Genomic DNA, 11,875 nt, shown 5'->3' on the forward strand with positions numbered 1-11,875 from the left:
ACAACCTCAGGAGACATGATGTGATCACCAGAATCCCGGTTCCGGTCCTGGCCGGTTTCGCGCTGCTGGCGACCATCGGCACCGCCCTGGCGCAGGGCGACGGCTGCATCCAGCGCAACGCCAAGGCCGGGCAAAGCACGCCCACCACCACGCAGGCCCCGGCGCCGGCCTCGGACGCGAAGCCGGGCTGAGGCGGGGGCGGGCACCGGCCCCCACCCGGTGCCCGCACTCCGCATGACAACGACCCGGCCCCACCCAGCCCAACCGCGAGGCAGCCATGGCCTTCACCCTCAGGATCAATGGAACCGAGCGCAGCGTCGACGTCGAGCCCGACACGCCCCTGTTATGGGTGCTGCGGGAGCAGATCGGCCTGACCGGCACAAAATACGGCTGCGGCATCGCCCAGTGCGGCGCCTGCACCGTGCATATCGACGGCGTCGCCACTCGGTCCTGCGCCATGCCGGTCAACGCCATCGCGCCGGAGCAGCAGATCGTCACCATCGAGGGGCTGTCGCCCGACGGCTCGCACCCGGTGCAGAAGGCCTGGGCGGCGCTGGACGTGCCGCAATGCGGCTACTGCCAGTCCGGCATGATCATGGCCGCGGCGGCCCTGCTGCAGCAGAACCGCAGCCCGACCGACGACGACATCTCCGGCGAGATCACCAACATCTGCCGCTGCGGCACCTACAACCGGGTGCGGGCGGCGATCAAGCAGGCCGCCGCCGATGGCGGCCCGGCCCGGAACGGCTGAGGGAGGCGGGAATGACGATCGTGCAGAGCCTTTCGCGCCGCGGCTTCATCGTCAGCGGCGCCGCCGCGATCGGCGGGCTGTCGCTGGGCTTCCGCGTGCCCTTCGCCGGTGAGGCCCTGGCGGCTGAGGCGGTGCCCGAGGTCAATGCCTGGGTGGTGATCCAGCCGGACGAGGCCGTGGTGATCCGCATCGCCCGCGCGGAGATGGGGCAGGGCACGCTGACCGGCCTGGCCCAGCTGGTGGCAGAGGAGCTGGGCTGCGACTGGTCCCGCGTCACCACCGAATACCCGACCCCGGGCGAAAGTGTCGCGCGCGACCGGGTCTGGGGCAATTTCTCCACGACCGGCAGCCGCGGCATCCGCGAATCCCAGGACTATGTCCGCAAGGGCGGGGCGGCGGCGCGTGAGATGCTGGTCGCGGCCGCGGCAGCGGAATGGCAGGTGCCGGCGGCGGACTGCGCGGTCGACAAGGGTGTGATCACCCATGCCGCCAGCGGCCGCAGCACCACCTTCGGCCAGGTGGCCACGGCCGCGGCCCGGCTGCAGCCGCCGGCCGAGATCCGGCTGAAGGACCCGAAGGACTGGACCATCGCCGGCAAGCCGCTGCCGCGGCTGGACACGGCGGACAAGCTGACCGGCCGGCAGGTCTACGGCGCCGACATCGTGCGGCCCGGCATGCTGAACGCCGCGATCAAGGCCTGCCCGATCTTCGGCGGCAGGCTGAGGAGCTTCGACGCCGCCGCCGTCGCCGGCATGCCCGGCGTGCGCCGGGTGGTGCAGGTCGACGACACCGCCGTGGCGGTGGTGGCCGACACCTGGTGGCGGGCCAAGACCGCGTTGGAGGCGCTGCCGGTGGTCTGGGACGAGGGGCCGAACACCGGCGTCTCCAGCGCCTCGATTGCCGATGTGCTGGCGGCCGGGCTCGATGCGGAGGAGGCCTTCACCGGCAACCGGGCGGGCGACGCGCGGGCGGCGCTGGCCGCCGCGGCGAAGACGATCACCGCCGACTACGCTTATCCGTACCAGGCCCATGCCACGATGGAGCCGATGAACGCGACGGCAGTGTGGACGCCGGAGCGTTGCGAGGTCTGGTGTCCGACCCAGAATGGCGAGGCTGCCCTGACCACGGCGGCGGAAGCGGCCGGGCTGCCGCTGGGCCAGTGCGAGGTGCACAGGCTGCATCTCGGCGGCGGCTTCGGCCGGCGCGGCGTCCACGACTATGTCCGTCAGGCGGTGCGCATCGCCCGGCAGATCCCCGGCACGCCGGTCAAGCTGTTGTGGACGCGGGAGGAGGACATGCTGCACGACGTCTATCACCCGACCACGCAGTGCCGGCTGACCGGCGGGCTGGACGCGGAGGGCAACCTGACGGCGCTGCACATGCGGATTTCCGGCCAGTCGATCCTGACGTCGCTGCGGCCGGAAGGCCTGCAGAACGGCATGGACCCGATCGTGTTCCAGGGCGTCAACCCCGGCGGGACGGAAGGGGCGATCGGCTACACCGTCGCCAACCTGCTGGTCGACCACGCGATGCGCAACCCGCCGGTGCCGCCGGGCTTCTGGCGCGGCGTCAACCTCAACCAGAACGCCTTCTACCTCGAATGCTTCATGGATGAGCTGGCCCATGCCGCCGGGCAGGACCCGCTGGCCTTCCGCCGCAAGCTGATGGCGAACCATCCGAAGCATCTGGCGGTACTGGACGCGGTGGCCGAGCGGATCGGCTGGGAGACGGCGCCGCCGCCGGGCGTGCATCGCGGCCTGGCCCAGATGATGGGCTACGGCAGCTATGTCGCCGCCGCCACCGAGATCTCGGTCGCCGATGGCCGCGTCCGGATCCACCGCATCGTCGCGGCGACCGACCCCGGCCACGCCGTCAACCCGGCGCAGATCGAGCGGCAGGTCGAAGGCTCCTTCGTCTACGGTCTGTCCGCCTGCCTCTATGGCGAATGCACGGTCAGGGACGGCCGGATGGAGCAGGAGAACTTCGACACCTATACCCTGCTGCGGATGGACGAGATGCCGGCGGTGGAGACGATCATCATCCCCTCCGGCGGCTTCTGGGGCGGGGTGGGCGAACCGACCATCGCGGTCGCCGGCCCGGCGGTGCTGAACGCGATCTTCGCCGCCACCGGCAAGCGCATCCGCAGCCTGCCGCTGGCGAAGAACGACCTGACGGCGGTGTGATGCGGCGGGGCCGTGCCGGGGCGCCGGTCAGCGCGCCGGCCCGGCCCAGTCGGCGAAGCCCTGGCCAGCCTCGGCCAGGCGGCGCAGCAGCGGCGCTAGGGCCAGCGCCGGCTCGCCCCGGGCGGCGGCGAAGGCGTCCAACCGTGCCGCCACCGTCTTCAGCCCGACCTGGTCGGCATAGTGCATCGGCCCGCCGCGCCAGGCCGGCCAGCCATAGCCGTTGATCCAGATCACGTCGATGTCGCCGGGGCGGGCGGCGATGCCCTCCTCCAGGATCCGCGCACCCTCATTGACCATCGGATAGACCAGCCGCTCGACGATCTCTTCGGCCGGGATCGGGCGGCGCGCGACGCCCAGACGGGCGGAGACCTGCTGCAGCAGCGCCTCCACCTCCGGGTCGCGCACGCCACCGCGGGCGCCCTCGGGGTAGAGGTAGTAGCCGCGGCCGGCCTTCTGGCCCAGCCGCCCGGCCTCGCACAGCGCGTCGGCCACCGGCGCGGTCTGGCCCAGCGACTTGCGGTTGCGCCAGGCAATGTCCAGCCCGGCTAGGTCGCTGACGGCGAAGGGCCCCATGCGGAAGCCGAAGCCGGTCAGGGCGGCGTCGACCTCATGCGGCAGCGCGCCCTCGATCAGCAGGCGCTCGGCCTCCTGGGTGCGGCGGGCCAGCATGCGGTTGCCGACGAAGCCGCGGCAGACGCCGACCACCACCGGCACCTTGCCCAGCCGCTTGCCGAGATCCAGCGCCGTCGCCAGCACCTCCGGCGCGGTGGCTTTGCCGCGCACCACCTCCAGCAGGCGCATGACATTGGCCGGGCTGAAGAAATGCAGCCCCAGCACGTCGCCGGGGCGGCCGGTCGACGCGGCGATCTGGTCGACGTCGAGATAGGAGGTGTTGGTGGCCAGGATGGCGCCGGGCTTCGCCACGCGCTCCAGCGTGCCGAAGATCTGCCGCTTCAGCTCCATGTCCTCGAACGCCGCCTCGACCACCACATCGGCGTCGGCCGCCGCTTCCAGCCCGACCTGGCCGGTCACCAGCGCCATCCGCCGGTCCTGCTCCTCCGCCGACAGGCTGCCGCGCTTGACCGATGCCGCATAGGTGCCGGCGATGCGGTCCAGGCCGCGGGCCAGCAGCTCGTCGGTGGTCTCGATCACCGTGACCGGAATGCCGGCATTGGCGAAGCAGACAGCGATGCCGGCGCCCATGGTGCCGGCGCCGATCACCGCGGCTCGATGGACCGGCCGCCGTGGCGTATCTTTGGCCAGCCCCGGCACGCGGGCGGTCTCGCGCTCGGCGAAGAAGGCGTAGCGCAGGGCCTTGGACCGGTCGTCGGCGACCAGGGCGATGAAGCGGGCGCGCTCCAGCGCCAGACCGGCCTCGAAGGTCTCGGTGAAGGTGGCGCGCACCGCCTCGGCCAGGGCGGCGATGTTCGGCAGGTCCGGGCTGCGCTTCAGCGCCTCGGCCGCCGCCTGCTCGAAGGCCTCGCGGCCGCCGGGCTGCTGCTGCCGGTCCAGGTCGCGGCTGCGCCGACGCGTGCCGGACCCGGCCAGCTCCAGCGCCTTGGCCTTGGCCGCCGCCAGCAGGTCGCCCTCGGCCACCGCGTCGACAATGCCGAGTTGGCGGGCCTGGGCGGCGGAGGCCGGGGCGCCGTCCGCCATCATCTTGAACGCGGGCGCGGCGCCGATCAGCCGCGGCAGCCGCTGGGTGCCGCCAGCGCCGGGGATCAGCCCCAGCTTGACCTCCGGCAGGCCCAGCTTGGCCGCCGGGCCGGCGATGCGGGCGTGGCAGCCTAGCGCCACCTCCAGCCCGCCGCCCAGCGCCGCGCCGCCGATCGCGGCGACGATCGGCTTGCCGACCGAATCGAGCGCGTCGATGACCTCCGGCAGGGACGGCGGCGCCGACGGCTTGCCGAACTCGCTGATATCGGCGCCGGCGATGAAGGTGCGGCCTTCGGCGGCGATGACGATGGCGCGCACAACAGGGTCGGCATCGGCGCGGCGCACCGCCTCGGCCAGGCCGGCACGCACCTCGGCATCCAACGCGTTGACCGGCGGGCTGGCGATGGAGACGACGGCGACGTCGTCCTCGATCCTGCTGCGCACCTTGTCCATCGGCCCTCTCCCTTCGGCGGATCACACCCTTCGGTATAGGCGATGTCGTTGATCCGCAAGCCGGATGGTATAGGCTTCGGGTCCTTCCGACGGCATGGCGGCGGGGTCCGATGGCTCGGCATCACGGGGCGGCACGAACGGGGAGGCAGGCGGCCGTGGCGGCGCTGGCGGCGCTGGCCCTGCTCCGGCCCGGCCCGGCCATGGCCGGCGACTGCATGGCCCGCGCGGCGCTGCAGGCCGGCGTGCCGGTCGAGCTGATCCTGGCCATGTCCTATGTCGAGACGCGCTGGCGGCAGCAGGCGGTGAACGCCGCGAACGGCAATGGCAGCGAGGATGTCTGCATGATGCAGATCAACTCGATCCACTATCCGCGGCTGGCGGCGCTCGGCGTCACCCGCGAGCAGCTGCTGGCCGACCGCTGCGTCTGCCTGCTGGTCGGCGGCGAGATCCTGCGCGAGATGCGCGCGGCCACCGGCGGCAAGGACATCTGGACGGCGGTGGCCGCCTACAATGCCGGGCCGGAGAACTTGGCGGCCGGCCGGTCTTACGCCGACCAGGTCCGGCGGGTGTATGAGGCGATCCACATCATCCAGGGCCAGTGACCATTGATACCGCTACTGGCGCGGCCGTCTGATGGCGGTTTCTCCGCTTCCGGTGCTCACGGACTTAACGTCCGCTGCGCTCCGGTTCTCGAAACCACCACCAGTCGACTCACGCCAGCGCAGTCTCAATGGTCCCTGGGCGGTTGAGCGCCTTCTTACTGCACGATCTCCCAGGTCACGCTGACGCGGGCGGTGTACTCGCTTTCGCCGGCCTCGACCGGGACGGCGGACCGCTTGTCCATGGCATAGGCGGCCATCATCGGGCGCGGGCCGGTGTCGGTGCCCGGCTCGGCGATCGCCAGGATGCGGCCCAGCTTCACCCCGGCCGCCTTGGCGATCAGCTCGGCCTTGCGCTTCGCATCGGCCACCGCGGCCTCGCGCGCCTTGTCCAGCACCGGCGCCTCGTCGGTCACGCCGAAGCTGATGCCGTCGATCTGGTTCGAGCCGGTGCTAACCGCGGTGTCCAGCACCGCACCCAGCTTGGTCAGGTCGCGGATGCGGGCCGTCACCTGGTTGCGCACCTCGTAGCCGTCGATATGCGGCGCCTCGCTCGACCCCTCCTTCGGCTGGGCGTAGCGCGGCTGCACCGAGAAGCCGCTGGTCTGCAGGTCGGACGCCTGGATGCCGGCCTTCTTGAAGGCGTCGAGCAGCGCGGCCATCGCCTTGCTGTTGGCGTCCACCGCCTCACGCGCGGTCTTGCCCTCGCTGGTGACGCCGCTGGTCACGGTGGCCTGGTCCGGCGCGGCGCTGGCCGTGCCCTCGCCGGTCAGGGACAGGGTCTGGGCCGTCTGGCCCGCCTCGGCGGCCATCGCCGGCGCGGTGGCGGCGAAGGTGGCCGGCACCGCCACGGCGGCGAGCAGGGCGGCGGCGAGCAGGCTGGAGCGGAAACGGGTCATGGTCGGTTCCCGGATGGGTTGTGGTTGGCGCGGAGTAGAGAGACGAATTGCGACGATGACAAGGCAGGTATCGGGTCCCATAGGCATCGGCTCCGGGCCGGGGTAGAAGGGGAGCCCGGACGGAGGGACCAACAATGACCGCCGACTTCATCCTGCCGCGCGACGCCGATCTCGGGCTGCGCCGGATCGAGAACCAGACCGGCCTCGCCGCCGCCCTGCTGCCGAACGGCACGATCTTCGCCCTGTCGCACCGGGCGGACGACAAGAGCGATCCGGTGCTGGTCAACCAGGTGCTGGGGTCGCCCGTCGCCGGCGGCATCGGCCGGGTGCTGCTGCGCCTTAGCGGCGGCCGGGTGGTGGAGGCGGTCGGCGCCGCGGCGCGGCTGCAGGCCGGCGTCGGGACCGACCGATTCGTCTGGGCCGGCGAGGCCGAGGGGCTGGCGCATCGCGCCACGCTGTGGCTGGCGCCGGACGCCGATCTCTGGCTGTGGCGGGTCGAGGTCGAGAACACGGGCGCCACGGCGGCCGAGGTCTCGGCGGTGCTGCTGCAGGATCTCGGCCTCGGCAGCCGCGGCTTCCTGATGAACAACGAAGCCTATGGCTCCCAATACACCGACCACCATGTCGCCCGGCATCCGCGGCTAGGCCCCGTGGTGATGAGCCGCCAGGCCCTGGCGCAAAGCGGCCGGAATCCTTGGGTGGCGCATGGCTGCCTGGAGGGCGCGGCCGGCTTCGCCACCGACGCGGCGCAGAGCTTCGGCCCCGGCTTCCGCGACCGGGCCGAGATGACGGGCGAGTTGCCGAGCGAGCGGCTGCAGCACGAGGTCGCCTGCCCGGCCATCGCCTCCGCCCCCGCGACGCTGGCGCCCGGCGCCAAGGCCGCCTGGAGCTTCTTCGGCGTCTTCGTGCCCGACCACAAGGCCGCCTCGGACGACAGCGACCTGGCGGTGGTCGAGCAGGCGCTGAAGGCGGCGGAAGCTTTCCGCCCGACCGAGGTGGCGCTGGAGATGCCGGTGCGCGGCTTGCTGCAGGATGCGGCGCCGCTGGTGGCCGAGGATCTCGACGCCGCCGCGCTGGACGGGCTGTGGCCGGCCCGCCGGCTGGAGGAGACGCGCGACGGCGCGTTGCAGTCCTTCTTCGTCGATGAGGGCGACCTGAACCGCCACGTCGTGCTGCGGGCGAAGGAGCGGGACCTGCGCCGCCGCCACGGCGCGCTGCTGCGCTCCGGCGCCGCGCTGCTGCCGGCCGACGACCTGCTCTGCGCCACGGTGTGGGCGCATGGCGTGTTTGCCGCCCAGCTGACCGTCGGCAACACCTCGTTCCACAAGCTGTTCTCGGTCTCGCGCGACCCCTACAACATCACCCGCGCCTCCGGCCTGCGTATCCTGGTGGATGCCGGTGAGGGGTGGCGCCTGCTGTCCGTGCCGTCCGCCTTCGAGATGGGGCTGGCGGAGGCGCGCTGGATCTACCGCTTCGGCGGCCGCACCGTCACCGTCCGCGCCGCAATCTCCGGCGCCGACACGGCGATGCAGTGGCGGGTGGAGGTCGAGGGCGCGGCTTGCCGCTTCCTGGTTCTCGGCCACCTCGTGCTCGGCGAGCGCGAGCTGGAGCAGGCCGGGCGGGTGTCGATCGACGCCGCCGCCAAGCGCATCGCCTTCCGGCCGGACCCGGACTGGCTGTGGGGCCAGCGCTATCCCGACGCGATCTACCATCTGGTGACGCCGACCCCCGAGGCGATCGAGGCGGTCGGCGGCGACGAGCTGCTGTATGCCGACGGGCCGGGGCGCGGCGGCGGGTACGTCGCGCTGCGCACCGGCGCGGTGTCCGGCTTCGGCTTCGCCGTCACCGGGTCGCTGACCGACCCCGCCGCGGCTGCCGCCCTGGCCGACCGCTACGCCGCCGGCGTGTCCTTCGAAGAGATGCTGGGCTCGGCCAACGCCCATTGGGCGGAGGTGACGCGCGGCCTGCGCGTCACCGGCGGCGGGTCGGAGGGCGCGGCTTTGGACGCCGCCTTCCCCTGGCTGGCGCATGACGCGATGATCCACCTGACCGTGCCGCACGGGCTGGAGCAGTACACCGGCGGCGCCTGGGGCACGCGCGACGTCTGCCAGGGCTCGGTCGAGTTCCTGCTGGCGCTGGAGCACGACGCGGCGGCCAAGGAGGTGCTGCGCACCGTCTTCGCCCAGCAATACGAAGGCCGGGGCGACTGGCCGCAATGGTTCATGCTGGAGCCCTACGCGCCGATCCAGGACCGGCACGCCCATGGCGACGTCATCGTCTGGCCGCTGAAGGCGCTGTGCGACTACATCGAGGCCACGGGCGACATGGCCTTCCTGGACGAGTCGGTGGCTTGGCGCAACGAGCAGGACTTCACCCGCACCGAGCGCCGCGACCCGGTCTCGGCCCATATCGACCGCATCGTCGCGGTGGTGCAGGAGCGGTTCATCCCCGGCACAAGGCTGCTGCGCTATGGCGAGGGCGACTGGAACGACTCGCTGCAGCCGGTCGACCCGCATCTGCGCGACTGGATGGTCAGCGCCTGGACCGTCGCCCTGCTGATCCAGCAGCTCAACCGCTGGGCCGGGGTGCTGGGCCACGCCGGGCAGGCGGCCAAGGCGCGCGAGATCGAGGCGCTGGCCGGGTCGATGCACTGGGACCTGCAGCGCCATCTGGTGCGCGACGGGGTGCTGGCCGGCTACGCCGTGTTCAACCCCGACGGCACCGTGGCCGAGCTGCTGCTGCACCCGGACGACACCCGCACCGGCCTGCACTATTCGCTGCTGCCGATGAAGCGGGCGCTGATCGCCGGGCTGTTCGCCGGCGAGGCGGTGGAGCGCCATCTCGGGCTGATCCGCGAGCACCTGACCTTCCCGGACGGCATCCGGCTGATGGACCGGCCGGTGGCCTATCGCGGCGGGGTTGAGACGCTGTTCCGCCGGGCCGAATCCGCGGCCTTCTTCGGCCGCGAGATCGGGCTGATGTACACCCACGCCCATCTCCGCGCCGGCGAGGCCATGGCGGCGCATGGCGAGGCCGACGCGGTGTGGCGGATCCTGCTGCAGGCCAGCCCGGTGGCGTCGACCGAGGTGGTGCCGAACGCGACGCCGCGTCAGCGCAACGCCTATTTCAGCTCCAGCGACGCCGCCTTCGCCGACCGCTATGCGGCCGGCGCCGACTGGGCATTGGTGAAACAGGGGGCGATCGCCGCGGATGGCGGCTGGCGGGTCTATTCCAGCGGGCCGGGCCTGACCACCAACCTGATGCTGCGCCACGTCTTCGGCCTGCAGCGCAGCTTCGGCGAGCGGATCCTCGACCCGCTGCTGCCATCCGGCCACCCGGACCTGGCGGTGGAGCTGGTGCGGGGCGGGGAGCGGCGGCGCTACGGCCGCGGCTGACCCCGAAGGGCGGCGTCAGCCGCCCTCCGCGTCGCTGATGTGCACGAATTGGCGCGGGCCGGCGCGGCGCAGGCCGATATCCCGCAGCTCGTGGTCGGTCATCTGCTCCAGCCGCCGATGGTCGCGACGCAGGCGATCATGCTCGGCCATGCGGCGCCACAGATCGGCGACGGAGGCGGCCAGGCGCCGCATCGGTGACGGGCGGCGGGGCAGGATGCCGACCATGCTGCGGGGCAGAAGGGTCGGCTGAACGCTATGGATGCTCATGATCCGTCCTCTGGGGTCCGTGGGACGACTGTGGTCGCGACCCCGGTTTCGGGAGCATCACTGTCGCCGGTCCGTGCTGCAGGATGGTTTCCGGATCCGGGAGTCCGGCTACTCCTGAAAACGACTTGGCTCCTATTGGACGCGCTGGTGCGGGCGTGGCGGCCGCAAGATTCAGGTTGCCGCCGCCGGCCCCTCCGGGCCTGATGCCACGATGACCTTCGCCGAGCCCATCCCCCCGATCACCGCCGGGCGGATCGACACGCCGCTTGGGCCCATGCTGGCCCTGGTCGACGCCGCCGGCGCCCTGGTCGGCCTCGATTTCGAAGGCTCCGACGGCACCCCGACCTTCAGCCAGCGCCGCCTGGCGCGGGAGGGGCTGCGGACGGGGCCGGCCGACCCCGTCCTCATTCGCCCGATTGCGGCGCAGCTGGCCGAATACTTCGCCGGCCGGCGCCGGGTGTTCGACCTGCCCCTGGCCCCCTTCGGCACGCCGTTCCAGCGCCGGGTCTGGGCGGCGCTGTGCGCCATCCCCTGCGGCACGGCCCTGACCTATCGCGACATGGCGCTGCAGCTCGACCGGCCGCAGGCGGCCCGTGCGGTCGGCGCCGCCAACGGGGCCAACCCGATCTCGGTGATCGTGCCCTGCCATCGCCTGGTCGGCAGCGACGGCACGCTGACCGCCTATGGCGGCGGCCTGTATCGCAAGGCCGCGCTGCTCGAGTTGGAAGGGGCAAGGCCGCAGACATTGTCGTTGGCGGTCCAGGCCCTCGCCCTGCCGGTCACGCTGCCGCCCGGCGGGGCGACATCCGGCTGACACACCCTCGCGTTACGATTGAAACCTGTGGTTCACTGCGGCGCCACGACAATCGGGGGGCCTTCGCCATGACCGTCACGCCGCGCTTCGTCCTGCACCATGCGCCACGCTCCCGCTCCCGCCGCGCTTTGTGGCTGCTGGAGGAGGCGGGGGTGCCGTTCGAGATCGCGCCGCACGATTTCGCCAAGGCGACGCACAAGGACCCCGCCTATCTCGCCATCAACCCGGCCGGCAAGGTGCCGGCGCTGGCCGATCGCGGCCCGGCCGGGGACTGGTCGCCGCCGGCGGTGGTGACCGAGAGCGCCGCGATCTGCGCCTATGTCGCCGACGCCGTGCCCGAGGCCGGGCTGGCGCCGCCCGTCGGCTCGCGCGAGCGCGCCGCCTATGCCACCTGGATCGCCTACTGCCCTTCTGTGCTCGAGCCGGCGCTGTCCGATTCGGTGTTCCCGCGCCGCGAGGAACCGCCGGCCAGCGCGATCGGCTGGTGTTCCTTCCCCGAGGCGCTGCGGCGGGTGGAGACGGCGCTGCAGGCCGGCGGGCCGTACCTGCTCGGCGAGCGGTTCAGCGCCGCCGACGTGCTGATCGGGTCGCTGCTGCAATGGCTGCAGGGCTGGGGCAAGCTGCCGGAGAACGCGACCCTGGCCGCCTATCTCGCCACCCTGGCCGCCCGCCCGGCGGTGCAGCGTGCCCAGGCCCGCGACGCGGCGCCGAGCGCGGCATGAGGCACCGGCTTCTCCCGGCGGCCGCGGCCGTCGCGCTGCTGGCAGCCGCTGGCGCTGCCCGGGCGGAGGCGGTGCATCCCTGCTCGGCCCACGCCGTCGACCATGCCCGCAAGCTGCTGGCCTTCCATTTCGGCGC

10 protein-coding genes are annotated in these 11,875 nt (G+C 72.5%); 7 read left to right on the forward strand and 3 right to left on the reverse strand.

Features of this window, described 5'->3' with window-relative positions; translation table 11 throughout:
* Positions 1-20 precede the first annotated feature (20 nt).
* The 3 genes from ABDW35_RS21145 (at position 21) to ABDW35_RS21155 (ending at position 2,934) form a co-directional block, all read left to right on the forward strand.
* Positions 21-191, forward strand: coding sequence for a hypothetical protein (locus ABDW35_RS21145; RefSeq protein ID WP_161790492.1), 171 nt, complete (start codon positions 21-23; stop codon positions 189-191).
* Positions 192-277: 86 nt separating this feature from the next.
* Positions 278-751, forward strand: coding sequence for a (2Fe-2S)-binding protein (locus ABDW35_RS21150; protein WP_343715861.1), 474 nt, complete (start codon positions 278-280; stop codon positions 749-751).
* Positions 752-762: 11 nt separating this feature from the next.
* Entirely contained in the window at positions 763-2,934 is a 2,172-nt protein-coding gene (locus ABDW35_RS21155) for a molybdopterin cofactor-binding domain-containing protein (protein ID WP_343715862.1), read from the forward strand.
* A 27-nt stretch (positions 2,935-2,961) separates the two neighbouring features.
* On the opposite strand, the gene ABDW35_RS21160 is transcribed toward ABDW35_RS21155, so the two are convergent.
* Entirely contained in the window at positions 2,962-5,043 is a 2,082-nt protein-coding gene (locus ABDW35_RS21160; protein ID WP_343715863.1) for a 3-hydroxyacyl-CoA dehydrogenase NAD-binding domain-containing protein, read from the reverse strand.
* A 155-nt stretch (positions 5,044-5,198) separates the two neighbouring features.
* Here ABDW35_RS21160 and ABDW35_RS21165 point away from each other — a divergent pair, with 155 nt between their 5' ends.
* Positions 5,199-5,645 (forward strand): lytic transglycosylase domain-containing protein, encoded by a 447-nt coding sequence (locus ABDW35_RS21165; RefSeq protein WP_343715864.1) that lies wholly within the window; start codon positions 5,199-5,201, stop codon positions 5,643-5,645.
* A 155-nt stretch (positions 5,646-5,800) separates the two neighbouring features.
* Here ABDW35_RS21165 and ABDW35_RS21170 read toward each other — a convergent pair whose 3' ends face one another.
* On the reverse strand, positions 5,801-6,541 hold the full coding sequence (locus ABDW35_RS21170; RefSeq protein ID WP_343715865.1) for an SIMPL domain-containing protein: 741 nt from the start codon (positions 6,539-6,541) through the stop codon (positions 5,801-5,803).
* A 134-nt stretch (positions 6,542-6,675) separates the two neighbouring features.
* Here ABDW35_RS21170 and ABDW35_RS21175 point away from each other — a divergent pair, with 134 nt between their 5' ends.
* Positions 6,676-9,936 (forward strand): hypothetical protein, encoded by a 3,261-nt coding sequence (locus ABDW35_RS21175; protein WP_343715866.1) that lies wholly within the window; start codon positions 6,676-6,678, stop codon positions 9,934-9,936.
* Between the two features lie 15 nt (positions 9,937-9,951).
* On the opposite strand, the gene ABDW35_RS21180 is transcribed toward ABDW35_RS21175, so the two are convergent.
* Positions 9,952-10,203: a DUF1127 domain-containing protein gene (locus ABDW35_RS21180; RefSeq protein ID WP_343715867.1), complete on the reverse strand. Its 252-nt coding sequence runs from the start codon at positions 10,201-10,203 to the stop codon at positions 9,952-9,954.
* Between the two features lie 211 nt (positions 10,204-10,414).
* On the opposite strand from ABDW35_RS21180, the gene ABDW35_RS21185 reads away from it, so the two are divergent.
* Together ABDW35_RS21185 and ABDW35_RS21190 are read left to right on the forward strand one after the other, a co-directional pair.
* Positions 10,415-11,017 carry a methylated-DNA--[protein]-cysteine S-methyltransferase gene (locus tag ABDW35_RS21185; RefSeq protein ID WP_343715868.1) on the forward strand — a complete coding sequence of 201 codons (603 nt, stop codon included), beginning with the start codon at positions 10,415-10,417 and terminating at the stop codon, positions 11,015-11,017.
* A 68-nt stretch (positions 11,018-11,085) separates the two neighbouring features.
* Positions 11,086-11,739 carry a glutathione S-transferase family protein gene (locus ABDW35_RS21190; protein WP_343715869.1) on the forward strand — a complete coding sequence of 218 codons (654 nt, stop codon included), beginning with the start codon at positions 11,086-11,088 and terminating at the stop codon, positions 11,737-11,739.
* Positions 11,740-11,875: the final 136 nt, after the last annotated feature.

The organism is Inquilinus sp., from assembly GCF_039594555.1.
Lineage (GTDB): Bacteria > Pseudomonadota > Alphaproteobacteria > DSM-16000 > Inquilinaceae > Inquilinus.

What these genes read in the sequence shown, in the direction of transcription:
- ABDW35_RS21170 (WP_343715865.1), bottom strand. Translation starts at nt 6,541, where the DNA reads ATGACCCGTTTCCGCTCCAGCCTGCTCGCCGCCGCCCTGCTCGCCGCC.
- ABDW35_RS21180 (WP_343715867.1), bottom strand. Translation starts at nt 10,203, where the DNA reads ATGAGCATCCATAGCGTTCAGCCGACCCTTCTGCCCCGCAGCATGGTC.
- ABDW35_RS21155 (WP_343715862.1), top strand. Translation starts at nt 763, where the DNA reads ATGACGATCGTGCAGAGCCTTTCGCGCCGCGGCTTCATCGTCAGCGGC.
- ABDW35_RS21150 (WP_343715861.1), top strand. Translation starts at nt 278, where the DNA reads ATGGCCTTCACCCTCAGGATCAATGGAACCGAGCGCAGCGTCGACGTC.
- ABDW35_RS21185 (WP_343715868.1), top strand. Translation starts at nt 10,415, where the DNA reads ATGACCTTCGCCGAGCCCATCCCCCCGATCACCGCCGGGCGGATCGAC.
- ABDW35_RS21160 (WP_343715863.1), bottom strand. Translation starts at nt 5,043, where the DNA reads ATGGACAAGGTGCGCAGCAGGATCGAGGACGACGTCGCCGTCGTCTCC.
- ABDW35_RS21190 (WP_343715869.1), top strand. Translation starts at nt 11,086, where the DNA reads ATGACCGTCACGCCGCGCTTCGTCCTGCACCATGCGCCACGCTCCCGC.
- ABDW35_RS21175 (WP_343715866.1), top strand. Translation starts at nt 6,676, where the DNA reads ATGACCGCCGACTTCATCCTGCCGCGCGACGCCGATCTCGGGCTGCGC.